The following is a 24,868-nucleotide window of genomic DNA, read 5'->3' on the forward strand; positions in this document are numbered from 1 at the left end:
TCAGGCCGCGGCGCGGACCTTCGAGAACACTCGTGCACCGACGTAGATCAGGAACGAGATCGCCGTGACGAACGCGCTGACCGGCACACCGGGCGAGAGTGACAGCACGATTCCGCCGAGCACCGCCACTTCGGCGAACACCACCGAGAGAATCGTTGCCCGCAAAGGGCTTGCGGTTATCCGGCAGGCAGCGGCCGCAGGTGTCACCATCAATGCCAACACCAGCAACGCGCCCACGGTCTGCACGCCCAACGCGGTCGCGACACCGACCAGCACGGCGAAGATCGGCGACAGCACACCTGTCGGCACACCGCGTGCCTTCGCCACGTCCGGGTCCACCGACGCGAACATCAACGGCCGGTAGATGACCGCCAGCACCGCGAGCACCACCACCGCGCACACCGACAGCAGCACGATCGATGTCGAGTCCGTGCTGACTATCTGGCCGAACAGCAGGCCGAACCTGTTCGACGCGCGTCCCGGGTACATCCACAGGAACAGCACACCGAGGCCGAGACCGAAGGCCAGCACCACGCCGATCACCGAGTCGTGCTCGGAACCCCTGCGTGCCAGTACGCCGAGCACCAGTGCCGCGATGATCGATCCGGCCAGCGCGCCGTAGCCGACACCTATTCCCAGCAGCAACGCCGCCGCTCCGCCCGTCACGGCCAGCTCGCTGGTTCCGTGCACCGAGAACGCCATGTTGCGGCTGACTATCAACGGCCCCAGCACTCCGGCGAGCAGCCCGAGGATCGCCGCGGCGATCAGCGCGTTGCGCACGAAGTCGTACTGCAGCACTTCGATGGTCTTGTCGAAGTCGAAGAACTTGTCCATCAGTCCACCTGCACGTGATGTGGCTGGTCGGACTCGACCACTCCTTGCGCGCCGACCACGATGATCTGCCCGCGGACCCTGACCACGTCGATCCTCGTCCGGTAGAGCTCGGTCAGCGCCTCGGTGGTCATCACCTCGTCCGGCGTGCCGATCCGGAACCTCCCGTCCACCAGGTAGAGCACTCGGTCGACCAGCGGGAGGATCGGGTTGATCTCGTGTGTCACGAACAGCACCGACGTTCCCGCGTCCCGGCGGCGCTTGTCGATCAGCTGGCTGACGGCCTGTTGGTGCGCGAGGTCGAGCGACAGCAGTGGCTCGTCGCAGAGCAGCACGTCGGGGTCGCAGACAAGCGCCTGGGCTACTCGCAGTCGTTGCTGTTCGCCGCCGCTGAGCAGGCCGACGGGCCGGTTGGCGAACTGCTCCGCGCCGACCGCTTCGATCGCCTCGTCCACGCGGCGATTTCGGTCGCGCCTGCCCTTGAGGCCGACGCCCCAGCGGTGTCCGTCGTAGCCCAGGGACACCAGGTCACGACCACGCAGTGTGATCGTCGGGTCGAGCGCCCGCTGCTGCGGGATGTAGCCGATGCCCGTGCCTTCCGGCATGTCGATCGTGCCACCGGTGAGCTTCTGCAAGCCGAGCAGCACGCGCAACAGGCTTGTCTTTCCTGAGCCGTTCGGTCCGAGCACGGCGACGAACTCGCCTTGCTCGAGCCGCAGGTCCAGGCCGGACCAGAGTTCACGCTTGCCGTAGGACAGCTGCGCGCCCCGCAGAGCGACGCGCGAGGGCGCCTGCGTCTTGGTTACCTCGTCAGCGCGCTGGATAGGTCATCCACCTGCTTCGTCATCCAGTCGACGTAGCCGCCGACACCCTCAGGCAAGGTCTCGGTGACCTGCACGACCGGGATCCCGGCCGCCTTCGCGGCGTCTCCCAGCTGGTTGGTCACCGGCGTCTCGGTCTGCTCATTATTGACCAGCGCGGCGACCTGCTTGTTCTTGACCAAGTCGGTCGTCTGCGCGATGGCCGTGGCAGGCGGGTCGGTCTCCTCCTCGACGGCCTTGGTGAACGCCTCCGGCGTCGCGTCCTTCACGCCCGCGGCCTGCAGCAGGTACTCGGGCACCGGCTCGGTGACGACGACCTGGAGTCCGGGCTTGGCCTTGCCGATCCGCGCTGCCTTGGCGGTCAGCTCGTCGAGCTTGCCGTTGAACGCCTGCGCGTTCTTGGTGAACGCGTCCTTGCGGTCCGGTGCGACGGCGCCGAGCTCCTCGGCGATCTTGTCGGCGACCTTCTTGACCGTCGGCAGGTCGTACCAGACGTGCTCGTTGCCGCCCTCCGGCTTGCCGGAGAGGTCGAACGCGACGACCTTGCGAGCGTCCTTGCCGGACTCGTTCACCATCCCGGTGAAGAAGTCGTCGTAGCCGCCGCCGTTGTAGACCGCGACCTTGGCGTTCTTCAGCTCGGTCGCGTCGGTCGCGCTGCTGGAGTACGAGTGCGGGTCGGCCGACGGGTCCTTGAGGATCGACTTGACGTCGACCTGGTCGCCGCCCACCGCCTGCGCCACGCTGCCCCACACGTTCGTCGAGGCGACCACGGCGACCTTGCCGCCTGGCTGCTGGGGATCGGCGCCCGGTGACGACCCGCAACCCGCCACTACCAGAGCCACTGCCGCTATCGAACCAATGAGTCGGGCGCTCATGCGTACTCCTGCATGGAAATGGAAACCGTTGTCGTCTTCACCCAGACTACAACACGTCGGCCGAAAGGATTCCGCCATTCGAGTGATGCCCACTACAGAAAGCGACCCCCGCCAGGTCGGCGGGGGTCGCTCAGGGGTCTGTCAGGCTGTTTCAGCCGACGAGACGCTCGCCCGTCTCCGGGTGGAACAGGTGCACCTCGCTGGCGTCGCGCACCGCGATCTTGACGTTCTGGCCCAGCTGCGGCGGCGTACGGCCGTCGACACGCACGACGAAGCGCTCGGAGCCGTCACCGATCTTCACAGCGCCGTGCACGAGCGCGTCGGCACCGAGCTCCTCGACCAGCTCGACGGTCATGTCGATGCCCTGCTCCTCGACACTGGCCAGGCGCAGCGACTCCGGACGGATGCCGAACGTCACGGTGGTCAGGCCCGCGCTCTGTGCGGCGGACAGCGCGGCGCGCTCCAGCGGGACGACGACACCGTCGAGCTTGGCGCCCTCGGAGGCCAGCGGCACGGTCTTGAGGTTCATCGCGGGTGAGCCGATGAACCCGGCCACGAAAGCGTTGGCGGGCTTGTCGTACAGAGCGCGCGGGGTGTCGCACTGCTGCAGCAGGCCGTCCTTGAGCACCGCGACGCGGTGTCCCATCGTCATGGCCTCGACCTGGTCGTGGGTGACGTAGATGGTGGTCGTGCCGAGGCGCTGCTGCAGTGCCGCGATGTTGGCGCGGGTCTCCACGCGCAGCTTGGCGTCCAGGTTGGACAGCGGCTCGTCCATCAGGAAGACGCTCGGCTCACGCACGATCGCGCGACCCATGGCGACACGCTGCCGCTGGCCACCCGAGAGGGCCTTCGGCTTGCGGTCGAGGTACTTGGTGAGGTCGAGCATGGCGGCCGCCTCGGCCACCTTCTCCTTGATCTGCGGCTTGGGGGTGCCGCGCAGCTTCAACGCGAAGCCCATGTTCTCGGCGACCGTCATGTGCGGGTAGAGCGCGTAGGACTGGAACACCATGGCGATGTCCCTGCCCTTGGGCGGCACGTTGGTGACGTCCTTGCTGCCGATCTGGATCGTCCCCTCGTCGACGTCCTCGAGCCCGGCGAGCATCCGCAACGCCGTCGACTTGCCAGACCCGGACGGTCCGACCAGAACCAGGAACTCGCCGTCGGCGACATCCAGGTCTAGCTGGTCCACGGCGCGCACCGGCGGACTGCCGGCGAACACCCTGGACGCGCCCACGTACGAGACCTCGGCCATGTGTTGTTCCCTTCGGTTACTGCTGTGTTCTCGCTCACCGTAGCTGGGTTTTGGGAAAACGTCAGCCATCAGCGCGTATCGAAGTGGTGTAGACCAAAGTAACCGGTTACCCACTGCTACGCGAGGTTCCTACCAGGCTCGATGAGCCTTTCAAATGGTCTAGACCAACAGGTGGAATTTCGCGGCCGGGACCTCGGGAAACAACGAAGTGATCTAGTCACCCCTCGGCGGACTTCTGCAATTGGTTCTGAACCGTTACCGTCACCGCATGGCGCGGTCAATACATGTACGGCGACCGGCGACGCTGGCCTCGCTGGCGGCCGAACTGGGGGTCTCCCGGACAACGGTGTCGAATGCCTACAACCGGCCCGACCAGCTGTCTCCAGAGCTTCGCAGAAGGGTCCTCGAGACCGCCAGACGGCTGGGCTACCCGGGTCCCGACCCGGTGGCCCGATCACTGCGCACCCGCAAGGCCGGAGCGGTGGGCCTGCTGCTCACCGAGAACCTCTCGTACGCCTTCCGCGACCCGGCCGCCCTCGGTTTCCTCGAAGGGCTCGCGCTGGCGTGCGAAGGCGCGGGCCAGGGCCTGCACCTGGTGCCGGTGAACCCCGAGCGCGAAGACGTCGCGGCAGTGCACCGGGCCGGAGTGGACGGTTTCGTCGTCTACTCGGTGCCCGACGACGACCCGCACCTGGCCGCCGTGCTCTCCCGCCCTGTACCGACAGTGATCGCCGACCAGCCGCACATCGAAGGCGTCGACCGCGTCGGCATCGACGACGGCACGGCCATCACCGAACTGGCCAAGAAGCTGATCGCACTCGGCCACCGCCGCATCGGCGTGGTCTGCATGCGGCTGGCCCGCGACCGCAACGACGGGTTCGCGCCCGTCGACCGCCAGCAGAACGCCCACTTCCACGTCCAGCGCACCCGGCTCGGCGGGCTGGCGGCGGCGTTCGCGACGGTCGGCGTGGAGTGGGCTTCGGTCCCGGTCGTCGAGCGTTTCGACCACAGCAGCGCGATGGGCGCGTCGGCCGCGGCCCAACTGCTGGACTCGGACTCCCAACTGACCGCGCTGATCTGCACCTCGGACATCCTCGCCCTTGGCGCGCTCGCCGAGGCGCGGCGCCGGGGCCTGCGCGTCCCGCAGGACCTGACGGTCACCGGGTTCGACGGCATCGCCGAGGCCGAGCGCGTCGGCCTGACGACCGTCCGCCAGCCCGTGCTGGAGAAGGGCAAGGCCGCGGGCCGCCTGCTGCTGAGCCCGTCCGAGCGGACCCGGCCCCGCAGCATCACTCTGGAGACCGAGTTCCTGACCGGCACGACCGCCGCCGCTCCCCGGACCGCCGAGGAGCGGTGGTTCGGGCCCTAAGTCGTGTCTTGAAGCGACCTAGACCAACGCCAGCGGCACGGCCGGGCTCGTCAGCGGGCCCAGTTTGCCGATCACGCTGTACGTGCCCGCCTGGACTGTCGTGCGTTTCGCCGGGCACCCGGGCGCGGACGTCCTGCCCGCCCACTTCACCTCGAACTGCTGGCGTTCGCCCGCCTGCATGATCCGCAGGTCCGGCTGGCTCGAGCCGTAGCAGTCCTTGCTCGACCACAGCCGGTTCACACCGTCCACAGAGGTCACGAGGACCTCGCGCAGCGCCCGGCTGATGTCGCGGGTACACGGCACGGCACCGGCGTTGGCGATCACGAGTCTCAGCACCGGCCGCTGGCCGACTCTGTACTGGGGCGCGCCCAGTTCCACGGTGACCTGCATGGCTGTGTCCGCGCACGGCAGAGTGGGGTCCGGCGGAGGCGGGGGCGGTGACGTGGTCGTCGCCGGGGTGCTCACCGTCGGAGCGGGCGCCGAGCTGGTCGACGACCCGGCCGTCGACCCCGGCGGGGGCGGCGGTGGCGGGCTGGACGGCGGCTGTGAATTCCACGCGCTCGCGTTCGTGTCCTCGACCTCTGTCCCGTCGCCGAAGAATCCACCGGCGGCCCAGCCGAGCACCATAAGCGCGACAACCACGCCGCCGATAGCGACCATGCGCCGACGCCAATAGATAGACGTTGGCTCATTCATGTGGGAAAACTAACTCCACGGCTCGCGTGAGTTGTGGATCTTACCTTCACTAGATCGGGTTGAGTTCGTCGCGTGATGTCCATCTACAGACAATTGCGCCGCCGGGCCGACTCGGGTTCCATCGAGGGTATGAGTGCCATCGATGAGTTGTTGCGCCGTAATGCCGGACTCACTGAGCGTCAGCTCGGCGACCGCTCCACACCGCAGCCGTCGATGCGCGTCGCGTTGCTGACTTGCATGGACGCCCGCATCCGGGTCTTCGCCATTTTCGGGCTGGCCGAGGGCGAGGCGCACGTGCTGCGCAACGCGGGCGGTGTGGTCACCGACGACGTGATCCGGTCGCTGGCGCTGAGCCAGCGCAAACTCGGCACCCGCGAGGTGATGATCGTCCAGCACAGCAACTGCGGGCTGCAGACGGTCACCGAGGACGGCTTCAAGGACGAGCTCGAAGAAGCCAGCGGGCTGCGGCCGACGTGGTCGGTCGAGGCGTTCCGCGAGGTCAAGGACAGCGTCCGGACGTCGATGAACCGGGTGCGGCACGCGATCTACCTCCCGCACACCGACACGGTCCGCGGCTTCGTCTACGACGTGCACACCGGCGAGCTCACCGAGGTCGTCTGAGAGAATTCCAGTCGATGGACGAACTGTTGATCGACTGGTACCTGAACAACAAGCGTGACCTGCCGTGGCGCCGGCCGGGCACGACCGCGTGGGGCGTGCTGGTCAGCGAGATCATGCTGCAGCAGACGCCGGTCTCCCGGGTCGAGCCGATCTGGCTGGAGTGGATGGCGCGGTGGCCGCTGCCGTCCGGGCTCGCCGCCGTCTCGCAGGGTGAAGTCGTGCGGGCGTGGGGGAAACTCGGCTACCCCCGCAGGGCGCTGCGGCTGCACGAGGCCGCGGGCGTGATCGCCCGTGACCACGGCGACGTGGTTCCGTCCGATGTAGACACGCTGCTCGCGTTGCCGGGAATCGGGGCGTACACCGCCCGCGCGGTGGCGGTTTTCGCCTACGGTCAGCGCGCGCCGGTCGTCGACACGAACGTCCGGCGCGTGGTCGCCCGCGCGGTGCACGGCGCGGGCGACGCGGGCCCGGCGTCGAACGCCCGCGACATGGCGGACGTGGAGAAACTCCTCCCCCACGAGGACCAACCGGCCGCGACGATGTCCATCGCGCTGATGGAACTCGGCGCCTTGGTGTGCACGGCGAAGAACCCGCGCTGCGTCGACTGTCCACTGTTGGCAGACTGCGCGTGGCAGCTGGCAGGCAGGCCCGAGTACGCGGGCCCGCTCAAGCCGGTGCAGCGGTTCGCCGGAACCGACCGCCAGGTCCGCGGCCTGCTGCTGGACGTCCTGCGGGGCACCGACGGCCCGGTCGAACGCGCCAGGCTGGACGCGGTGTGGGCGGATTCGTCACAACGCGACCGCTGCCTGGACTCACTGCTGGTCGACGGCCTGATGGAGCAGACAACCAGCGGCCTCTTCGCCCTCCCAGGCGAACACTCGTGAGTGTTTTATCCGGGTTGGAACCCCGGTAACACTCCCGAGCTCAGCCGCGCAGGGAGCCGGGGTAGAGGTACTGGTCGGCGGGGATCTTGTCGCCGCGAAACCAGGCGTCGAAGAAGCCGCGCAGGTCCTGGTTGGCGATCTTCTGCACGAACTCCTCGAACTGCGGCCAGGACGCGTTGCTGTCCTTGCGCGTGGCAGGCCATTCCTTCAGCACCCGGTTGAAGGCGTCCTCGCCGAGCTGCCTGCGCAGGGCGTGCATCGCGAGGATGCCCTTGTCGTACACGCCGTGGAACTCGTTGCCCGCGCCCATTCCGTACAGCTTGTTGGCCCAGTACGCCTCACGGGTGCGCACCTTGTCGACGGCCGAGCGGTAACGCTGGTCCAGGTTCTGCTTGCTGTCCTTCGCCTCCGCCCACAGCCATTGCGCATAACTGGCGAAACACTCGTTCAGGCAGATATCCGCCCACGTGTCCACCGACACGGAATCGCCGAACCACTGGTGCGCGTTCTCGTGCACGACGGTCTCGAGGTTCGACCATTTGGCGTAGATGGGCCTGCCCTGCGTTTCCAGTGCGAACCCGATGTCCTCGTTCAGGTAGATCCCGCCCGCCGCTTTCTGCGGGTACGGGCCGAATTTCGAGCTGAGGAACTCCAGGATTTCGGGCAGCCGCGATTCGAGCTGTTTCTTGTTCTCCACCCCGGGTGCGTACGCGCTGACCACCGGTGTGCCGTCGGACAGCGCCGAGCGGTCGAACGTCCACTTGTCGATCGCGACCGTGGTCAGGTACGTGGCCAGCCGCGTCTGCTCGACCCAGCGGAACGTGGTCCAGCCGTTGTCGGTGGTGCTGGGCTCCTCGCGGCCGATGGACACCACCGACCAGGCCGACGGCACGCGCGCGCTGAGCCGGAACGTGGCCTTGTCGCGCGGGTGGTCGTTGGCGGGGAACCAGAACGTCGCCGAGTGCGGCTCGCCCGCCACGAACGCCCCGCCGGACTTGGTCTTCTGCCAGCCGTTCGTGCCGAGCTGACCGTCGTCCTGCATCTCCGGCTTGCCCTTGTAGCGCACGCGGGTGCTGAACGTGGCGTCCTTGGCCACCGGCGACGGCGGCGTGATCACGAGCTCGTGCTCGCCCTCACGGCCGGCCTTCGCGGGTTTGCCGTCCACGTCGACCGCCGTGACCTCGAAGCCGATCAGGTCGAGGTTGAACTTCGTCAGCTCGGCTGTGGCCTTGGCGGAGATGGTCGTGTCGCCGTCGAGGATCCCGGTCGCCGGGTCGTAGCTGATCGAGACGTTGTAGTCGGCGACGTCGTACCCGCCGTTGCCGTCCTTCGGGTAGTACGGGTCACCGGCGCCGTCCGCCGAAGAGGCGGCGGGGGGCTGGCCCGGCTGCGGCTGCGGTTGCGGCTGCTGCGCCGAGTTGTCCGGTGGTGAGCTGGTGCACCCCACGACCAAGATGGATGTCGCGACGAGGATCGCGGCGAAACGGCGGCGTGGGTGGTCCATGCGGCCTAACGTAACGAACGCGGTGTGAGGATGAGGTCGAATGCGGAATGTGGTCGAGTTCGGTGGCCGTGGCCAGGGCATCCTGCTGCTGCACGGGCTGATGGGCCGGGCGACCATCTGGTGGCCGGTCGCGCAGTGGCTGACCCGCTACGGCCGCGTCGTCGGCATCGACGCCCGCGCGCACGGCCGCAACCCCGTCCAGACCGGGCGTACCGAGGACTTCGTGGCCGACGCGGCCGAGGTCGTGCGTGAGCTCGGCCCGTCGGTGGTGATCGGGCACTCGATGGGCGGCCTGCACGCGTGGGCGCTGGCCGCGACCCATCCCGAGCTGGTCAAGGGCATCGTGGTCGAGGACATGGCCCCCGACCAGACCGGCAAGACCGTGGACGAGTGGAAGTCGTACTTCGAGTCGTGGCCGGTGCCGTTCCAGGCGCTCGCGCACGTCAAGGAGTTCTTCGGCCGGTACGGCGACCACTTCGTCGAGTGCTTCGAGGAACGCGCGGACGGCTACCACCTGATCGCCGACCTGGAGCGGCTCTACCCGATCGCGAACGAATGGGGCGAACGGGACTACTGGGACCTGGTCGAGAAGGTCCAGTGCCCGATGCTGGCGATCGAGGCGGAGACCAGCGCCATGCCGCCCGGCCAGATGAGCGAGATGCCGCTGCGTTCACCCGGTGGCGGCAAGCACATCGTCGTCCCCGGCTCGGGGCACGTGGTGCACCGCGACCAGCCGGAGATCTACCGGGGCGCGGTGGAAGCGTTCCTGTCATCACTCACTTGACGATCTCGACCTCGGCGGTCTGCGTGTCCACGATCACGACGTGGTCCACGCGCGCCTCGATCCGGTCGACGGGGTGCAGCGCGGCGAAGCCCTCGGTCAGCTTGTGGTGCTCGACGCCTTGGGCGAGCGTGCAGTGCGGCGTCCACGAGCCGGGCAGCCAGTAGGCCTGCGGCGACTGCACGCGCCCGGCGAGCACGTCGTGGATCGCGGAGTGTACGGCCAGCAGCTCCGCGTCGACGACCGCGCCGAGCATCAGCACGTTCTCCGTGCTCGGGAACGTGCCGAGGTTGGACAGCCACAGGTTGGGGATGGCCAGCGTGCGCAGTTCGTCCTTGAGCAGGTCACGGGCTCCGCGCGGGATCTGCTTGGCGGCGGCGAACGTCACACGCGGCGCCCAGCGGCCGTTCGGGTGGCCGGCCAGGCTCGGCACTCCGGCCTGGTCGAGCCTGCGCCACAGCGCCCTGACCGCGCGTTCCGCCTCGTCGTCGAAGAACACAGCCACCGTGTGAGCCATAGCTGCCCATCATGCCGTGTCAGTACGCTGGGGCACATGGCAGTCGTGAAGATCAACGCGATCGAGGTCCCCGAGGGCGACGGCACCGAACTGGAGAAGCGGTTCGCGGCCAGGGCCAGCACCATCAAGGACTCCCCCGGCTTTCTCGGGTTCGAGTTGCTGCGCCCGGTCAGCGGTGACACCCGCTACTTCGTGGTGACGCACTGGGAGAGCGACGAGGCGTTCAACGCGTGGCGTGCGGGTCCGTCGATGAAGGCGCACTCGGGCCCGCCGAGCGACAAGCCGGTCGCCACCGGGTCGAGCCTGCTGGAGTTCGAGGTCGTCGAGATGATCAAACCGGAGTGAGTTCAGAGCTGGAACGCGCCGCGGACCTGATCCGCGGCGCGAGTGCGTTACTGGTGTGCGCGGGTGCCGGGATGGGTGTGGACTCCGGCTTACCGGATTTCCGCGGTGACGAAGGCTTCTGGCGCGCGTACCCGCCGTACGAGCGACTCGGCATGAGCTTCCACGAGCTCGCCGACCCGGTGCACTTCCGTGAAGATCCCGGGCTGGCATGGGGTTTCTACGGCCACCGGCTGCGGCTGTACCGGGAAACCCAACCGCACCAGGGGTTTGGGATCATCCGCGCCTGGGGCAAACCGACCAGGGTGTTCACCTCCAATGTGGACGGCCAGTTCCAGCGCGCCGGGTTCGCCGACGACCATGTCGCCGAGGTGCACGGCTCGATCCACCACCTGCAGTGCTTCGACCACTGTGGACAGCCGATCTGGCCTGCCGGGCCGGACGTCGGCATCGACGAGGACAGCATGCGGGCGGGCGGCGACCTACCCAGCTGCCCGGCGTGCGGAACCCTTGCCAGGCCGAACATCCTGATGTTCGGCGACTACGACTGGCAGCCCGCGCGCAGCGAGGCGGTGCTGGCGGAGGTGTCGCGCTGGCGGACGCGGCAGGACAACCTCGTGGTGATCGAACTCGGCGCGGGCAACGCGGTCCCGACCGTCCGCCGGATGTCCGAACTGGCGTCGGCCCGCACCGGCGCGCTGATCCGGGTCAACCCGCGCGAACCGGAGATCCGGCACGGCCGCGGGGTCTCGTTGCCGCTCGGCGCACTCGCCGCGCTGACCGCACTGGACGAGCTGGTCAAGGCAGGTTGAGCACGGCCACCGCGGCCCGGTGGTCGCTGCCCGGCAGGTCGAACACCTGGTAGTCGACGACGGCACAGCGCGAGTCGACGAGGAAGTGGTCGAGCGTGACCGGCGGCGGCCAGATCCCCGCCGGCCACGTCGGCGTCAGCCCGCTGCCGTGCTGCTGCGCCACGTCGACGTAGCCGCGGCTGATCACGTCCCGCAGGTCCGGGTGGTCGAGCGTGGCGTTGAAATCGCCGATCAGCATCCTCGGCTTGTCCTTGGTGGTCGCGCCGGGCATCTCGGCCAGTTCCGCCTTCCAGGTGGCCGCGTCGTCCACCCCCGGCACGGCGTGCACCACGAGCACCTCGGGGTCGACCACGCCAGGCAGGTCGACGATCGCGCTGGGCTGCGCGAACGTCGCCGGGTCCGCGATCTTGGTCGGACGCAGCGGATATCTCGACGCCAGTCCGGACCCCGCCCCGCCGCGCTGCGGCTCGAACAGCCGGTACGGCAGCACGCGGTCGATGCCGGCCCGGTCGAGGTCCTGGACCATCGCCGGGCTGAGTTCCTGCATGCTGAGCACTTCCACGTCGTTGCGCCGGACCATGTCGAGCACTGCCACGGCATCGGCTCGGCCGACGTACAGATTCGCTGTCATCACGGTCAGTCGTGGCCCGAACACCGTGGACTGTTCGTGGGAGACCATGCGTGGCACGACAGCGGCGCTGACGATCATCGCGAACGCGAGCACCACGCCACCGAAGATCCAGCGGCGCATGAAAAGGCCGACAACGCCGAGCACCAGCCCGACAACGCCGATGTACGGCGTCAACGCGACCGTGGCGATTATGTACCGGTTGCCGGTCACCCCCAGCAGCCGAAGCGCCGCGAACGCCGTGAAGAGCACCGACGGCACCGCCCACGCCGCGACGATCCACGTCCTGACCGGCGGTCGAGGCCCCTTCAGCTCCACTGTCACGACACCAGCTTGCCCGAAAGCTCCTGACAGCGTCCTGTGCGCGGCTCGACAGCGGCGCGCCGCACAGTGGCCACGGCAAATGATGAGAGGGGGACAAGGTGTCCAACGCGATCGAAGCCGAGGGCCTGGTCAAACGCTACGGGGAGACAACCGCGCTCGACGGCGTGGACCTGACAGTGCCCGCGGGAAAGATCCTGGGTGTGCTGGGGCCCAACGGCGCGGGCAAGACCACCGCGGTCCGCATCTTGGCGACACTGTTACGTCCTGACGCCGGTACCGCCCGAGTAGGTGGTTACGACGTGCTGCGCGATCCGGTCGCGGTCCGTGGCCTGATCGGCCTGACCGGGCAGTACGCCTCGGTCGACGAGGACCTGTCCGGCCGCGACAACCTCGTCCTGATCGGCCGCCTGCTCGACATGTCCAAAGCGGACGCCCGGACGCGCGGCGCCGAACTGCTCGCCCGGTTCGACCTGAGCGAGGCGGCCGACCGCCCGGTCAAGACGTACTCGGGCGGTATGCGCAGGCGGCTCGACCTGGCGGCGAGCCTGGTCGGCAGGCCACGCGTGCTGTACCTGGACGAGCCGACGACCGGGTTGGACCCGCACAGCCGCAACGAGGTGTGGGACATCGTGCGCAGGCTCGCCGACGAAGGCGTGACCGTCCTGCTGACCACGCAGTACCTGGAGGAAGCCGACCAGCTCGCTGACCGCATCACCGTGTTCGACCACGGCCGCGTGGTCGCGGACGGCACGCCCGGCGAGTTGAAGCGCAAGATCAGCGGCCAGACCCTGCAGGTCAGGCCGACCAACCGGGACGACATCGAGATCGTCGCGAAGATCCTGCTCGACCTGACCGGGGCGCAGCCGTCGAGGGACGTCGACAGCGGCGTGCTCAACACCCCGGTTGACGACACGATGCTGGTGTCCGCCGTGATCAAGCGGCTGGACGAGGCGGGTGTCGGCGTCGACGAACTCGGCCTGCGACTGGCCAGCCTGGACGAGGTGTTCCTCGCGATCACCGGTAGCAAGGAAGGAGCAAGGGCATGACCACCGCGATTGCCGTCCCGACCACGTCCGTCGGCCCGGTCAAGGCGCTCGCGCACGGCATGGTCCTTGCCGGACGCAACCTCCGCAAGACGCTCAAGAGCCCGGAGCAGCTGCTCGACGTCACGATCATGCCGTTGATCATGCTGCTGATGTTCGTGTACCTGTTCGGCGGCGCGATCGGGGGCGGCGATCGGGACGCGTACCTGCAGATGCTGCTGCCCGGCATGATGGCGCAGACCATCCTGTTCGCCACCCTCGGCACGGGGGTGGGGCTGTGCACGGACATCACCAAGGGTGTGTTCGACCGGTTCCGCAGCATGCCGATCGCCCGCTCGGCGCCGCTGTTCGGCGCGGTGCTCGGCGACGTGATCCGGTACGTCGCGTCGTCGTCAATCCTGTTGGTGTTCGGCCTGATCCTCGGTTTCGACATCACGACGGACCCGGCGTCGGCGGTGCTCGCCGTGGCCATGACTGTCGCGTTCGGACTGTGCTTGTGCTGGATCTCGGCGTGGGTCGGCATGCTGGTCAAGTCGCCGCAGGCGGTTCCCGGCGTGATGGTCGCGTTCATCATGCCGTTGGGTTTCGCCAGCAACGTGTTCGTGCAGACCAACACCCTGCCCGACTGGCTGAAGGCGTTCGCCGACATCCAGCCGGTGAGCCTGCTGGCCGAGGTCAACCGCGGCCTGCTGACCGGCGGCCCGGTCGGCGGCCCGCTGCTGGGCACGCTGGCGTGGATGGCCGGGTTCGTCGCGGTGTTCTACCCGTTGGCGATGGTCACGTACCGGCGCCGGATGCGCTGAGCTCAGGGTGTCTCCGCAGGGGGAGCGGGGACGCCCTTCCTCAGCAACTCGGTCGCCTCGTCCGCGGTCATCTTCCTCGCCGCGGCGAGGACTTCCCGTTCGGCGGGACCGAATCCGTCGAGTATTGCGCGGTTGTCGGGCGAGCCGACGTCCAGAGTTCCCGCGATCACGGCACTCGCGCCGAGCAGACGGGCGGCGAGCGTCAGATCCCCCGACGCGGCGGCGATCTTGGCCATCGTCTCGGCGACGTCGGCCACGCTCTGCGCGTCCCGCAGGTATCCGGCCGACCGCCGGGTCGCCATGTCCGCCACGGCCGCGGCGGCCCACGCCTTGTCCAGGTCTCCTTCGGCCATCCGCTGGTGGGCTTCCGCGATCTCCACCCAGCACTTCAACGGGTCGTTCATCGACTCGGGCCAGTCCAGCATCTCGCGCCTGGCCTCGTCGAGCCTGGCCCGTGCCTCGGCGATGTCACCGCGGGCCCGCAGGACCGTGCTGAGCCGGATCAGGATCGCCACGGTGACCGCGCGCTGGCCCTCGCCCTGGCTGGTCGCGGCCGTCCGCACCAGCATCCGGTGTGCCTTGTCCAAGTCACCCATCCGGTAGTGCTGCTCGGCCAGCCGGGCCGTGGTCATCGCAGGATCGGTCGACGAGCCCAGTTCGACCTCGACGCGCAGCGCCTCCTCGTGCAGTTCGATCGCCGCGGCGACGTCCCCGTCCGCCGACCGGATGTCGGCCATGGCGTTGAGCGCCATCGCCAGTCCCCAGCGGTCGCCGAGCTTGCGGAACCGGCGGATCGACAGCTCATGCCACCGTCTCGCTTTGGCCACGTCGCCGAGGTTCTCGGCAGTCATCGCGCCACCGAAGGCCACGACCGCCCTCGCCCATTCGTTGGGGTGACGCAACGACCGCCGGAAGGCGGCGTCCGCGCCGTCGGAGTCCTGCACGATCGCGAGCGCGATGATCTCGATCATCGCGGCCAACGGCATCGCCTTGGCCTCTTCGGACTGGCAGAGTTCGACGACGGTGGCGATCTGCGACGGGTCCGGTTCCTCGACGCCGCCCATGACCGTCAGCATCCGGAAAAGCAGGCGTGCGCCGTCCGGCGCGCGTTCCTCCATCGGGTGCATCCTGGCCAGCGGCAGCACCTGCTCGGTCAGCGCCTCACCGAAGACACCCTGGCGCAGCAACCAGTACCACGTCCACGCGGCCAGGATCCGGAACGACGTGTCGGCGTCGTCGCGGTCGACCGCCATGCGGACCGCCGCGATCACGTTGTCCCGTTCCGCGTCCAGCATCGGCAGCCAACGGACCTGGTCGTGGCCGCGCAGCATCGGCTCAGCCTTCTCGACCATGCCCAGCACCCATGCGGTGAACCGGGTCACGGCCTGCTCTGTGTCGGTCAACCGTTCCGCGGCGAACGCCTTGACGGTCTCGAGCATCCGGTAGCGGGGCACACCGTCGACACCTTCGCCCGCTTCCACAAGGGACTTCTCCACCAGCGACGTCAGGACGTACAGCACGTCGTCCGCGGCGAGGTCCTCGTCCGCCCCGACCGCGACGACCGATTCCAAAGTGGACGGACAGGCGAATACGGACATCCGGCTGGCCAGTGTGCGTTCGGCGGCGGTGAGCAGGCTCCAGCTCCACTCGACGACGGCCCCGAGGGTCTGGTGCCGTGGCAACGACGTCCGGCTGCCGCCGGTCAGCAGGCGGAACCGGTCGTCGAGGCGTTCCGCGACCTGGCCGACCGTCATCGAACGCAGCCGTGCGGCGGCCAGTTCGAGCGCCAGCGGTAGACCGTCGAGCTGACGGCAGACCGCGACCACCGAGCCGACGTTGGTCTCGTCCACTGTGAACCCGGGGCGCACGGACCTGGCGCGGTCGAGGAAAAGCTGGACGGCGGCACTCCGCACGGCCTGCTCGGCGGACGCGTTCTCCTCCGGCAGGTCCAACGGACCGAGCGGGACAAGGGTTTCACCGATGATCGTCAGCGGTTCCCTGCTGGTGGCGAGGATCCTCAGCCGCGGACAGCTCGCGAGCAGCGTCTCCGCCAGGTGCGCCACGGCTGACACCAGGTGCTCGCAGTTGTCCAGCACGATGAGTTCGGACCGGTCCGCGAGCGCTTCGAGCAGCCGGGTCATGACGTCCGTCTGCGGATGCCAGACCTGTGGTTTCTCCGACAGCCGCGAATCACCGAGGCCGAGCGCCGACGCCAGCGCGACAGGCACGTCAACGGCCTCCCGCAGTCCTGCGAGGTGCACGAACCACACCCGGTTCGCCGTGCGGGCCGCCGCTTCCGTTGCCAGCCTTGTCTTCCCGGCACCGCCGGGGCCGACGATCGTGATCAGCCGGTCCCGGCCGAGCAGCGCCTCCAGTTCGGTCATCTCGTGCAGGCGGCCGACGAAACTGGTCAGCTGGGCTGGCAGTTTGGTGCCGTTGTTCGGGATCTCCGCGGGTGCCGCCCTGAGCAGGGCCAAGTGTGCTTCCTGCAATTCCGGGCTCGGGTCGACGCCTAACTCCATCGCGAGGTTCTGGCGGGCGGTCTCGTACGCCGCCAACGCGTCCGCCTGACGCCCGGTTTGTCGCAGAGCACGGATCAGCAGCGCGGTCAGGCGTTCCCGTAGCGGATGTTCCCTGGTCAACGCGTACAGCTCGGCGATGACACCGCCTTCGCGGCCGCACAGGATGTCCGCTTCGACGCGGTCCTCCAACGCGGTCAGCCGCAGTTCCGCCAGACGTGCCACGGCCGCCGCGGCGAACGGTGCCTCGGCGACGTCGACGAGCGCCGGGCCGCGCCACAGCGCCAGCGCGGCGGTCAGCACGTCCACAGCCTTCGCGGCCTCGTTGCGCTTGAGCAGCCGACTGCCTTCCGCGGCAAGGCGTTCGAACTGTTCGGCATCGACTTCCGTTGCCGCCAGCGAATATCCGGCCGGGTAGGACTCGATCCGCTTGGCCAGTCCGGCCTTGCGCAGGCGGGACACGAGCGACTGGAGTGCGTTGGTCGCGTCGGCGGGCGGCTGCGTGCCCCACAGGCCGTCGATCAACGCCTCGGTCGGCACGATCCGGTTGGCTTCGAGGGCAAGGCGCACCAGGAGCATGCGCAGCCGTGGACCACCGACCTCGATCTCCTGGTCGGCGGCATCCGTCAGGCACAGCGGCCCCAGGACAGCTACTCGCACATCCGCAAGCATGTCACCTCACGAACGCGGAAGGGCGGCTCCCCGAGGAGCCGCCCTTCCGGTGTTCGTTCGCCTCTGGTTGTGTCAGTCCTCGTGGCCCTCGGCCTCACCGGCCGGAGCACCGGACGACGCGGCCAGGTCGACCGGCGGTGAGTCCGGCACGTTCTTCGGCTTGGCCTCGCCGCGGAAGACGAAGTGGGCCTTGTCGTCCGCGCCTTCGCCGTCCCAGCCCTCGACGTCGCCGATCACGATCTGACCCGGCTCGAGCTCGCCGAACAGGATCTTCTCCGACAGCTGGTCCTCGATCTCGCGCTGGATGGTGCGGCGCAGCGGCCGGGCACCCAGCACGGGGTCGAAGCCCCGCTTGGCCAGCAGCTTCTTCGCCAACGGAGTCAGCTCCAGCGCCATGTCCTTGTTGCGCAACTGGACCTCGACCCGGCCGATCATCAGATCGACCATCCGGATGATCTCGTCCTCGGTCAGCTGGTGGAACACGATGATGTCGTCGATGCGGTTGAGGAACTCCGGGCGGAAGTGCTTCTTCAGCTCGTCGTTGACCTTCTGCTTCATCCGCTCGTAGTTGTTCGACTGCTCACCACCACCGGCGAACCCGAGCGACACCGCTTTGGAGATGTCCTGCGTGCCCAGGTTCGACGTGAAAATGATGACCGTGTTCTTGAAGTCGACCGTGCGGCCCTGCCCGTCGGTCAGCCGACCGTCCTCCAGGACCTGCAGGAGCGTGTTGTAGACCTCCTGGTGCGCCTTCTCGATCTCGTCGAACAACACCACCGAGAACGGCTTGCGGCGGACCTTTTCGGTCAGCTGGCCGCCCTCTTCGTAGCCGACGTAGCCGGGAGGGGCACCGAACAGCCGCGACGCGGTGTACCGGTCGTGGAACTCGCCCATGTCGATCTGGATCAGCGCGTCGTCCTCGCCGAACAGGAAGTTCGCCAGCGCCTTGGACAGCTCGGTCTTCCCCACGCCGGACGGGCCGGCGAAGATGAACGAGCCGCTGGGGCGCTTGGGGTCCTTCAGACCCGCGCGGGTCCGGCGGATCGCCTTGGACACCGCCTTGACCGCTTCTTCCTGGCCGATGATCCGCTTGTGGACCTCGTCCTCCATCCGCAACAGGCGGGTGGTCTCCTCCTCGGTCAGCTTGAACACCGGGATGCCCGTCCAGTGCGCGAGGACCTCGGCGATCTGCTCCTCGTCGACCTCGGCGACCACATCCAGGTCGCCGTCCTTCCACTGCTTCTCCCGCTCGGCCTTCTGACCCAGCAGCTGCTTCTCCGAATCCCGCAGCTTCGCCGCGCGCTCGAAGTCCTGCGCGTCGATCGCCGATTCCTTCTCCCGGCGCACGTCGGCGATCTTCTCGTCGAACTCGCGCAGGTCCGGCGGCGCGGTCATCCGGCGGATCCGCATCCGCGCCCCGGCCTCGTCGATCAGGTCGATCGCCTTGTCCGGCAGGAACCGGTCGTTGATGTACCGGTCAGCCAACGTCGCCGCCTGCACCAGCGCGCCGTCGGTGATCGACACGCGGTGGTGCGCCTCGTAGCGGTCGCGCAGGCCCTTGAGGATCTCGATCGTGTGCTCCAGGTTCGGCTCACCGACCTGGATGGGCTGGAACCGGCGCTCGAGGGCCGGGTCCTTCTCCACGTACTTGCGGTACTCCTCCAGGGTGGTCGCACCGATGGTCTGCAACTCACCCCGGGCCAGCATCGGCTTGAGGATCGAGGCCGCGTCGATCGCGCCCTCCGCGGCACCCGCACCGACCAGCGTGTGGATCTCGTCGATGAACAGGATGATGTCGCCGCGGGTGCGGATCTCCTTGAGGACCTTCTTCAACCGCTCCTCGAAGTCACCCCGATAGCGGGAACCCGCCACCAACGACCCGAGATCGAGCGTGTAGAGCTGCTTGTCCTTCAGCGTCTCGGGCACCTCGCCCTTGACCACCATCTGCGCCAGACCCTCGACCACCGCGGTCTTACCGACCCCCGGCTCGCCGATCAGGACCGGGTTGTTCTTGGTACGGCGGGACAGCACCTGCATGACCCGCTCGATCTCCTTGGACCGGCCGATCACCGGGTCCAGCTTGCCCTCCCGCGCGGAGGCGGTGAGGTTGCGGCCGAACTGGTCGAGCACCAGCGACGAGGACGGCGTGCCCTCACCACGGCTGCCGGGCTCGGTCTCCGGCTTGCCCTGATAACCCGACAACAGCTGCAACACCTGCTGACGGACCCGGTTGAGGTCAGCGCCGAGCTTGACCAGCACCTGCGCGGCCACGCCCTCGCCCTCACGGATCAGCCCGAGCAGGATGTGCTCCGTGCCGATGTAGTTGTGCCCGAGCTGCAGCGCCTCACGCAACGACAGCTCCAGGACCTTCTTCGCCCGAGGCGTGAAGGGGATATGACCGGACGGCGCGTGCTGGCCCTGGCCGATGATCTCCTCGACCTGCTGACGCACGCCTTCCAGGGCGATCCCGAGCGACTCGAGCGCCTTCGCCGCGACACCTTCACCCTCGTGGATCAAGCCCAGGAGGATGTGCTCGGTGCCGATGTAGTTGTGGTTGAGCATCCGGGCCTCTTCCTGGGCCAGGACAACCACCCGCCTCGCGCGGTCGGTGAACCTCTCGAACATTCGCACTCCCTGACTGCTGCGCCGGCGGCCCTTCACCACTCGTCATGTTGGTGGATTCAGCACCGTAGGACCACTGTAGTCGCCCGGCCTGTCGCGCTCAGTGCCACTCACGACCACAGATTGGTGACAGACCAGGCACTTCGGCTTCTGGTACCCGCTGACACCCCTTACAACGTGCGTTCACCGGGCTGGATTCCATCAAATGGGACGTGTCCGCTGTCCGCGAACAGGTGCCGTCCAAGAGTGACCGCAGTCACTTTCTCACCCGATCGGCTCAATGATGACCAGCGATGATGTTGATCTTGCATGGGACGAATCGGGCACTCCAGTGAGTTCGGCTCAGTGACTCCGCGGCGGTGTGGCTGTTGGTGGGCTCGGCGCACCGGCCGCAGCGCCGCTCGGGGTGCGGCTTCGTGTCAGCTGGCTTTGGCGGCGGCGTGAGCCGCGCGGTGGCGGGAGCCGATCGGGACGACCATCGGGGTGCCTGCCACCGGGTCGGTCAGGATCTTCGCGTCCAGGTCGAAGACGTCTCGGAGCAGGTCTTCGGTCAGCACGTCACCCGGGTCGCCCTGGGCCACGATCTTTCCCGCGCGCATCGCCACGAGGCGGTCGGAGTAGCGGGCTGCCAGGTTCAGGTCGTGCAGGACCATCACCACCGTTGTTCCCCTGGTGGTGTGCAGGTCGTGAACGAGGTCGAGTACGTCGACCTGGTGGGCCAGGTCGAGGTAGGTGATCGGCTCGTCCAGCAGGAGCAGTTCCGTTCCCTGCGCCAGGGTCATCGAGATCCAGGCTCGCTGGCGCTGGCCGCCGGAGAGTTCGTCGACCACGCGGTTGGCGTGCTCGTCCATCTTCGTCAGGCGGAGGGCGTCGGTCACCGCCGCCTCGTCTTCCACCGACCACTGGCGGTACCAGGTCTGGTGGGGGTGCCTGCCCCTCGCCACCAGATCGGCCACTGTCAGGCCGTCCGGGGCCACCGGGGTCTGCGGCAGGAGGCCGACCGTCCGCGCCACTTCCTTCGTCGGCAGTCTGTCTATCCGCTTGCCGTCGAGCAGGACTTCACCCGCTCGTGGGCTCAGCAGACGGCCGAGGGCGCGCAGCAGTGTCGACTTCCCGCAGCCGTTCGGGCCGATCACCGAGGTGACCGTGCCCTGCGGGACGTCGAGGTCGAGGCCGTCGACCACGAGCCGCTCGCCGTACCCGAGCCCGAGCCCGCTCGCCCGCAACCGCACCTTGCTCGTCGTCACCCACGCCTCCCGGAGATCCGCCTGGAGCATAGCTCCCGACTGGTTAGGTAAGGCTAACTGACCCTCCTGGCCTGGCCCAACCCCGGAATCGGGCACGTTAAAGGCCCGCGGCCACCGGCCGCGGGCCTTATGCGATGTCGCCTGTCAGTCCCTGTTGTTGTGGTACGCCTCGGTGACTTCCTTCGGGATACGGCCACGGTCGGAAACTTTGTATCCCTTCTTCCGCGCCCACTCCCGAATTGCCTGGTTCTGGTCCCTGTCCACCGACGCGGTCCGCGCTACCCGGCCGCCCACGGCGAGCTTGCCCGCCGCGCGCTTACGACCTCCGGAACGGCGGGCGTGGTCGACATAGTCGCTCAGGATGTCCCTGAGCTTTCCGGCATTGTCACCAGACAGGTCGATCTGGTAGGAAACGCCGTCCAGACCGAACTCGAGGGTCTCTTCGGCTTCCGAACCGTCAATGTCGTCAACGAGGGTCACCGTGACCTTCTGCGCCATACGCCGCCTCCTCGGGGTGATTGCCGGGTACGGAATGATTCTCGCTTGGAGGTAGGTTAGCGCAAATCGAGAATGATGTGGATAGTCACTCACCCAGGTTTCATTGCGGGCGAACGAGTGGGAACAGGATCGTCTCCCTGATCCCGAGTCCGGTGAGCGCCATCAGTAGTCGGTCGATCCCCATTCCGACTCCACCGCTGGGTGGCATTCCGTACTCCAGTGCGCGCAGAAAGTCCTCGTCCAACTGCATCGCCTCATCGTCACCTGCCGCGCCCAACCTGGCCTGATCGACCAGCCTTTGCCGTTCGACGACCGGGTCGACCAGCTCGGAGTATCCTGTGGCGAGTTCGAAACCGCGCACGTAAAGATCCCATTTTTCCGCCACTCCCGGCGTGTCGCGATGCTGGCGTGTCAACGGGGAAGTCTCGACCGGGAAATCACGGACGAAAGTCGGCGCGACCAGGTGATCGCCGACCAGGTGCTCCCACAGCTCCTCGACCAGCTTGCCGTGGCCCAGCTTGGGGGCCACTTCCAGGCCGACCCGCTCGGCGAACTCGCGCAACTGCTCAGCCGGGGTCTCCGGGGTGACCTCTTCGCCGAGCGCCTCCGACAACGAGCCGTACATTGTCAGCGCGGTCCATTCCCCGGAAAGGTCGTACTCCGACCCGTCGGCCAACGTGACCACCTGAGTACCGAAAACCGCCTCGGCGGCCTCCTGCGCCAGCTCGCGAGTCAGCACGCCGACCGAGTCGTAAGTCGCGTACGCCTGGTAGTACTCCAGCATCGCGAACTCGGGTGAATGCGATGAATCGCTTCCCTCATTGCGGAAGTTCCGGTTGATCTCGAAGACCTTCTCGATCCCGCCGACCACGCAGCGCTTGAGGTACAGCTCCGGGGCGATCCGCAGGTAGAGGTCGATGTCGAAGGCGTTGGAGTGGGTGGTGAACGGCCGGGCCGCCGCACCGCCGTGCAGCGTCTGCAGCATCGGCGTCTCCACCTCGGTGAACCCGCGCCGGTGGAAGCTGTCCCGCAGCGAGCGGACCATCTCCGCCCTGATCTCCACCATCCTGCGGGCCTGCGGGCGCATGATCAGGTCGACGTAGCGCTGCCTGATCCTGGTCTCCTCGGACAGCTCCTTGTGCGCGACCGGCAGCGGGCGCAGCGACTTGGCAGCCATTCGCCATTCCTCGGCCATCACCGAGAGCTCGCCGCGCTTGGAGGCGATCACCTCGCCGCGCACGAACACGTGGTCACCGAGGTCGACATCGGCCTTCCACGACGCGAGCGACTCCTCGCCGACGTTGGCAAGGCTCAGCATCGCCTGCAACTCGACGCCGTTGCCCTCGCGGAGGGTGGCGAAGCACAGCTTGCCGGTGTTGCGCATGAACATCACCCGGCCGGTGATCCCGACCACCTCACCGGTGGACGCGCCCGGTTCGAGCTCCGGGTACTTCGCCCGGACCTCCGCGAGCGAGTGGGTCCGCGGCAGTTCGACCGGATAGGCCTCGACACCCGCGGCGAGCAGCCGCTCCCGCTTCTCCCTGCGGATGCGCATCTGCTCGGGGAGGTCGTCTTGCTCGGGCGCCGGGGAAACGTGCTCGTCACTCACGGCTGCAAAGGGTACGGAAAAGCCTGGCGACGGGGCGAACCGGATATCGATAGCGTGGCCGTTGTGACCGAACCAGACACCGAACTGCGTACCCGGCGTGCCGGTTCCTTCGGGGCCAGCGCCGAGCTGTACGCGCGCTACCGTCCCGGTTACAGCGCCGAGGCGGTCGACTGGGCGGTGCCGGAAGGTGCCGTCGACGTTCTCGATCTCGCCGCCGGGACCGGAAAACTCACCGAGTCATTGGTCGCACGCGGACTGAACGTCACCGCTGTCGAACCCGACGCGGAGATGCTGGCCGAACTCGGAAAACGATTTCCGCCCGTCCGCGCGCTGATCGGCACGGCCGAACAGATCCCGCTGCCCGATTCCACCTTCGACGCGGTCGTCGTCGGCCAGGCGTTCCATTGGTTCGACGTGCCGGCCGCCCTTACCGAGATTGGCCGGGTGTTGCGGCCGGGTGGGACGCTCGCCGCGCTGTGGAACGACGAGGACGCCGACGTGCCGTGGGTTTCCGCATTCGACGACTTGCGGCAGACCGGTATGGGCAGGGCGCACACCGGGGATGAACCGTTCCCGGACCATCCCATGTTCGGCCCGTTCGAGCGCCGTGATTTCCGGCACTCGGTGCGGCACACGACCGAAAGCCTGATCGGGATGATCTGCACGCATTCCCAGATGCTCGTGGCGAGTGCCGGGGAACGCGCGGAAGTCGTCGACCGGTTGCGCGCGTTCTTGACCGAACAGCCGGAAACCTCGGCAGGCGAGTTCGACTTTCCCTTCAAGACCCTGAGTTACCGGTCCGCACGCGCCGTCACTGCCTGACGTTGCGTTCGAACACCAGTCGTAGACCGAGGAGGGTCAAATCCGGGTGGTGGTGCTGGATCGTCTCGGACTCGGCGACCACCAGCGGGGCGAGGCCACCGGTGGCGATCACGGCCACCGGTGCGGCTTCGTCGTGGCTCTGCGCCCGCAGTTCCGCGATGATCCGTCTCACCAGGCCGTCGACCTGTCCGGCGAAACCGTACAGAATGCCGGACTGCAGGCATTCCACGGTGTTCTTGCCGATCACCGACCGCGGCCTGACCAACTCCACCTTGCGCAGCGCGGCCGCCCGCGCGGCCAGCGCGTCGACCGAGATCTCGATCCCCGGCGCGAAAACCCCGCCGAGGAATTCGCCTTTCGCCGATATCACGTCGATGTTCGTCGACGTGCCGAAGTCGACGACCACGCAGGCGGTGCTGTACAGGTGGTGCGCCGCCAGCGTGTTGATCACCCTGTCGCCGCCGACCTCCCTGGGGTTGTCCACAAGCAACGGCACCCCGCTGCGGACCCCCGGCTCCACAATGAGTTGCGGCACGTCGGCGTAATAACGGTCGAGCATCACCCGCATCTCCCGCAGCACAGCGGGAACGGTCGACAACGCCGACACCGCCGTCACCTGGTCGGCGTACTCGCCGAGCAGGCCCCTCATGGTGAGCGCCAGTTCGTCGGCGGTCATCCCGGCGACCGTGCGCATCCGCCAGTCGCGGATCAGCCGGTCGCCGGAGTACAGGCCGAGGACGATGTTGGTGTTGCCGACGTCGATCGCGAAGAGCACG

24 protein-coding genes are annotated in these 24,868 nt (G+C 67.9%); 10 read left to right on the plus strand and 14 right to left on the minus strand.

All coding sequences use genetic code 11. From position 1 onward, the window contains the following. The 4 genes from ALI144C_RS29085 to ALI144C_RS29100 all read right to left on the minus strand — a co-directional run bounded on the left by ALI144C_RS29085 (position 1) and on the right by ALI144C_RS29100 (position 3,779). Positions 1 to 834 (minus strand): metal ABC transporter permease, encoded by an 834-nt coding sequence (locus tag ALI144C_RS29085; protein ID WP_076990351.1) that lies wholly within the window; start codon positions 832 to 834, stop codon positions 1 to 3. Next, positions 834 to 1,655 carry a metal ABC transporter ATP-binding protein gene (locus tag ALI144C_RS29090; RefSeq protein ID WP_076990352.1) on the minus strand — a complete coding sequence of 274 codons (822 nt, stop codon included), beginning with the start codon at positions 1,653 to 1,655 and terminating at the stop codon, positions 834 to 836. Before ALI144C_RS29090 ends, ALI144C_RS29085 begins: the two co-directional genes overlap by 1 nt. Continuing rightward, a complete protein-coding gene (locus tag ALI144C_RS29095; RefSeq protein WP_076990353.1) occupies positions 1,634 to 2,527 on the minus strand; it encodes a metal ABC transporter solute-binding protein, Zn/Mn family in 894 nt (297 codons plus the stop codon). Before ALI144C_RS29095 ends, ALI144C_RS29090 begins: the two co-directional genes overlap by 22 nt. A 151-nt stretch (positions 2,528 to 2,678) precedes the next feature. Further along, positions 2,679 to 3,779 (minus strand): ABC transporter ATP-binding protein, encoded by a 1,101-nt coding sequence (locus ALI144C_RS29100; RefSeq protein ID WP_076990354.1) that lies wholly within the window; start codon positions 3,777 to 3,779, stop codon positions 2,679 to 2,681. A gap of 268 nt (positions 3,780 to 4,047) precedes the next feature. Between ALI144C_RS29100 and ALI144C_RS29105 the strand changes: the two genes are divergently transcribed. After that, positions 4,048 to 5,148 carry a LacI family DNA-binding transcriptional regulator gene (locus ALI144C_RS29105; RefSeq protein ID WP_076990355.1) on the plus strand — a complete coding sequence of 367 codons (1,101 nt, stop codon included), beginning with the start codon at positions 4,048 to 4,050 and terminating at the stop codon, positions 5,146 to 5,148. A gap of 18 nt (positions 5,149 to 5,166) precedes the next feature. On the opposite strand, the gene ALI144C_RS53595 is transcribed toward ALI144C_RS29105, so the two are convergent. Continuing rightward, positions 5,167 to 5,538 (minus strand): hypothetical protein, encoded by a 372-nt coding sequence (locus tag ALI144C_RS53595; RefSeq protein WP_083753473.1) that lies wholly within the window; start codon positions 5,536 to 5,538, stop codon positions 5,167 to 5,169. On the opposite strand from ALI144C_RS53595, the gene ALI144C_RS53600 reads away from it, so the two are divergent. The 3 genes from ALI144C_RS53600 (at position 5,537) to ALI144C_RS29120 (ending at position 7,349) form a co-directional block, all read left to right on the plus strand. Next, positions 5,537 to 5,824, plus strand: coding sequence for a hypothetical protein (locus ALI144C_RS53600; RefSeq protein WP_083753474.1), 288 nt, complete (start codon positions 5,537 to 5,539; stop codon positions 5,822 to 5,824). The two genes, ALI144C_RS53595 and ALI144C_RS53600, sit on opposite strands and share 2 nt — an antisense overlap. Before the next feature lie 149 nt (positions 5,825 to 5,973). Continuing rightward, on the plus strand, positions 5,974 to 6,465 hold the full coding sequence (locus ALI144C_RS29115; RefSeq protein WP_076990357.1) for a beta-class carbonic anhydrase: 492 nt from the start codon (positions 5,974 to 5,976) through the stop codon (positions 6,463 to 6,465). A 14-nt stretch (positions 6,466 to 6,479) separates the two neighbouring features. Continuing rightward, entirely contained in the window at positions 6,480 to 7,349 is an 870-nt protein-coding gene (locus ALI144C_RS29120) for an A/G-specific adenine glycosylase (protein ID WP_076990358.1), read from the plus strand. Between the two features lie 40 nt (positions 7,350 to 7,389). Here ALI144C_RS29120 and ALI144C_RS29125 read toward each other — a convergent pair whose 3' ends face one another. Beyond that, a complete protein-coding gene (locus ALI144C_RS29125; protein ID WP_076990359.1) occupies positions 7,390 to 8,853 on the minus strand; it encodes a M1 family metallopeptidase in 1,464 nt (487 codons plus the stop codon). Positions 8,854 to 8,893: 40 nt separating this feature from the next. Between ALI144C_RS29125 and ALI144C_RS29130 the strand changes: the two genes are divergently transcribed. Then, on the plus strand, positions 8,894 to 9,637 hold the full coding sequence (locus ALI144C_RS29130; protein WP_076990360.1) for an alpha/beta fold hydrolase: 744 nt from the start codon (positions 8,894 to 8,896) through the stop codon (positions 9,635 to 9,637). Here ALI144C_RS29130 and ALI144C_RS29135 read toward each other — a convergent pair. Then, on the minus strand, positions 9,630 to 10,151 hold the full coding sequence (locus ALI144C_RS29135; RefSeq protein WP_076990361.1) for a 2'-5' RNA ligase family protein: 522 nt from the start codon (positions 10,149 to 10,151) through the stop codon (positions 9,630 to 9,632). The genes ALI144C_RS29130 and ALI144C_RS29135 overlap by 8 nt on opposite strands. 36 nt (positions 10,152 to 10,187) lie before the next feature. Here ALI144C_RS29135 and ALI144C_RS29140 point away from each other — a divergent pair, with 36 nt between their 5' ends. Both ALI144C_RS29140 and ALI144C_RS29145 read left to right on the plus strand, forming a co-directional pair. Then, positions 10,188 to 10,496, plus strand: coding sequence for an antibiotic biosynthesis monooxygenase family protein (locus ALI144C_RS29140; RefSeq protein ID WP_076990362.1), 309 nt, complete (start codon positions 10,188 to 10,190; stop codon positions 10,494 to 10,496). Then, positions 10,493 to 11,305, plus strand: a complete 813-nt coding sequence (locus tag ALI144C_RS29145) for an SIR2 family NAD-dependent protein deacylase (protein ID WP_076990363.1) — start codon at positions 10,493 to 10,495, stop codon at positions 11,303 to 11,305. The genes ALI144C_RS29140 and ALI144C_RS29145 overlap by 4 nt, the downstream gene beginning before the upstream one ends. Here ALI144C_RS29145 and ALI144C_RS29150 read toward each other — a convergent pair. Beyond that, entirely contained in the window at positions 11,292 to 12,257 is a 966-nt protein-coding gene (locus ALI144C_RS29150; RefSeq protein ID WP_143230934.1) for an endonuclease/exonuclease/phosphatase family protein, read from the minus strand. The genes ALI144C_RS29145 and ALI144C_RS29150 overlap by 14 nt on opposite strands. 98 nt (positions 12,258 to 12,355) lie before the next feature. Here ALI144C_RS29150 and ALI144C_RS29155 point away from each other — a divergent pair, with 98 nt between their 5' ends. Both ALI144C_RS29155 and ALI144C_RS29160 read left to right on the plus strand, forming a co-directional pair. Beyond that, positions 12,356 to 13,303 carry an ATP-binding cassette domain-containing protein gene (locus ALI144C_RS29155; RefSeq protein WP_076990364.1) on the plus strand — a complete coding sequence of 316 codons (948 nt, stop codon included), beginning with the start codon at positions 12,356 to 12,358 and terminating at the stop codon, positions 13,301 to 13,303. After that, the gene (locus ALI144C_RS29160) at positions 13,300 to 14,103 is read left to right on the plus strand and encodes an ABC transporter permease (protein ID WP_076990365.1); all 804 of its coding nucleotides are present in this window, start codon (positions 13,300 to 13,302) and stop codon (positions 14,101 to 14,103) included. Before ALI144C_RS29155 ends, ALI144C_RS29160 begins: the two co-directional genes overlap by 4 nt. Positions 14,104 to 14,105: 2 nt before the next feature. Here ALI144C_RS29160 and ALI144C_RS29165 read toward each other — a convergent pair whose 3' ends face one another. The 5 genes from ALI144C_RS29165 to lysS form a co-directional block, all read right to left on the minus strand. Next, complete coding sequence (locus tag ALI144C_RS29165) at positions 14,106 to 17,282, minus strand: BTAD domain-containing putative transcriptional regulator (RefSeq protein WP_076990531.1); 3,177 nt, start codon at positions 17,280 to 17,282, stop codon at positions 14,106 to 14,108. Positions 17,283 to 17,366: 84 nt separating this feature from the next. Further along, positions 17,367 to 19,919 carry an ATP-dependent Clp protease ATP-binding subunit gene (locus ALI144C_RS29170; protein ID WP_076990366.1) on the minus strand — a complete coding sequence of 851 codons (2,553 nt, stop codon included), beginning with the start codon at positions 19,917 to 19,919 and terminating at the stop codon, positions 17,367 to 17,369. A 416-nt stretch (positions 19,920 to 20,335) separates the two neighbouring features. Then, positions 20,336 to 21,163 (minus strand): ABC transporter ATP-binding protein, encoded by an 828-nt coding sequence (locus ALI144C_RS29175; RefSeq protein ID WP_237774361.1) that lies wholly within the window; start codon positions 21,161 to 21,163, stop codon positions 20,336 to 20,338. A 144-nt stretch (positions 21,164 to 21,307) separates the two neighbouring features. Next, positions 21,308 to 21,661, minus strand: a complete 354-nt coding sequence (locus tag ALI144C_RS29180; protein WP_076990368.1) for a histone-like nucleoid-structuring protein Lsr2 — start codon at positions 21,659 to 21,661, stop codon at positions 21,308 to 21,310. A 100-nt stretch (positions 21,662 to 21,761) separates the two neighbouring features. Continuing rightward, positions 21,762 to 23,216, minus strand: coding sequence for a lysine--tRNA ligase (lysS, locus tag ALI144C_RS29185; RefSeq protein WP_143230952.1), 1,455 nt, complete (start codon positions 23,214 to 23,216; stop codon positions 21,762 to 21,764). Positions 23,217 to 23,333: 117 nt separating this feature from the next. Between lysS and ALI144C_RS29190 the strand changes: the two genes are divergently transcribed. Continuing rightward, entirely contained in the window at positions 23,334 to 24,092 is a 759-nt protein-coding gene (locus ALI144C_RS29190) for a class I SAM-dependent methyltransferase (RefSeq protein WP_076990370.1), read from the plus strand. Here ALI144C_RS29190 and ALI144C_RS29195 read toward each other — a convergent pair. Further along, positions 24,082 to 24,867: a type III pantothenate kinase gene (locus tag ALI144C_RS29195; RefSeq protein WP_076990371.1), complete on the minus strand. Its 786-nt coding sequence runs from the start codon at positions 24,865 to 24,867 to the stop codon at positions 24,082 to 24,084. The genes ALI144C_RS29190 and ALI144C_RS29195 overlap by 11 nt on opposite strands. Position 24,868: the final 1 nt, after the last annotated feature.

This window comes from Actinosynnema sp. ALI-1.44, from assembly GCF_001984155.1.
Classification (GTDB): Bacteria; Actinomycetota; Actinomycetes; order Mycobacteriales; family Pseudonocardiaceae; genus Kibdelosporangium.

What these genes read in the sequence shown, in the direction of transcription:
- ALI144C_RS29130 (WP_076990360.1), top strand. Translation starts at nt 8,894, where the DNA reads ATGCGGAATGTGGTCGAGTTCGGTGGCCGTGGCCAGGGCATCCTGCTG.
- ALI144C_RS29170 (WP_076990366.1), bottom strand. Translation starts at nt 19,919, where the DNA reads ATGTTCGAGAGGTTCACCGACCGCGCGAGGCGGGTGGTTGTCCTGGCC.
- ALI144C_RS29095 (WP_076990353.1), bottom strand. Translation starts at nt 2,527, where the DNA reads ATGAGCGCCCGACTCATTGGTTCGATAGCGGCAGTGGCTCTGGTAGTG.
- ALI144C_RS29180 (WP_076990368.1), bottom strand. Translation starts at nt 21,661, where the DNA reads ATGGCGCAGAAGGTCACGGTGACCCTCGTTGACGACATTGACGGTTCG.
- ALI144C_RS29125 (WP_076990359.1), bottom strand. Translation starts at nt 8,853, where the DNA reads ATGGACCACCCACGCCGCCGTTTCGCCGCGATCCTCGTCGCGACATCC.
- ALI144C_RS53600 (WP_083753474.1), top strand. Translation starts at nt 5,537, where the DNA reads ATGGCTGTGTCCGCGCACGGCAGAGTGGGGTCCGGCGGAGGCGGGGGC.
- ALI144C_RS29135 (WP_076990361.1), bottom strand. Translation starts at nt 10,151, where the DNA reads ATGGCTCACACGGTGGCTGTGTTCTTCGACGACGAGGCGGAACGCGCG.
- ALI144C_RS29160 (WP_076990365.1), top strand. Translation starts at nt 13,300, where the DNA reads ATGACCACCGCGATTGCCGTCCCGACCACGTCCGTCGGCCCGGTCAAG.
- ALI144C_RS29140 (WP_076990362.1), top strand. Translation starts at nt 10,188, where the DNA reads ATGGCAGTCGTGAAGATCAACGCGATCGAGGTCCCCGAGGGCGACGGC.
- ALI144C_RS29105 (WP_076990355.1), top strand. Translation starts at nt 4,048, where the DNA reads ATGGCGCGGTCAATACATGTACGGCGACCGGCGACGCTGGCCTCGCTG.
- ALI144C_RS29085 (WP_076990351.1), bottom strand. Translation starts at nt 834, where the DNA reads ATGGACAAGTTCTTCGACTTCGACAAGACCATCGAAGTGCTGCAGTAC.
- ALI144C_RS29120 (WP_076990358.1), top strand. Translation starts at nt 6,480, where the DNA reads ATGGACGAACTGTTGATCGACTGGTACCTGAACAACAAGCGTGACCTG.
- ALI144C_RS29100 (WP_076990354.1), bottom strand. Translation starts at nt 3,779, where the DNA reads ATGGCCGAGGTCTCGTACGTGGGCGCGTCCAGGGTGTTCGCCGGCAGT.
- ALI144C_RS29115 (WP_076990357.1), top strand. Translation starts at nt 5,974, where the DNA reads ATGAGTGCCATCGATGAGTTGTTGCGCCGTAATGCCGGACTCACTGAG.
- ALI144C_RS53595 (WP_083753473.1), bottom strand. Translation starts at nt 5,538, where the DNA reads ATGCAGGTCACCGTGGAACTGGGCGCGCCCCAGTACAGAGTCGGCCAG.
- lysS (WP_143230952.1), bottom strand. Translation starts at nt 23,216, where the DNA reads ATGCGCATCCGCAGGGAGAAGCGGGAGCGGCTGCTCGCCGCGGGTGTC.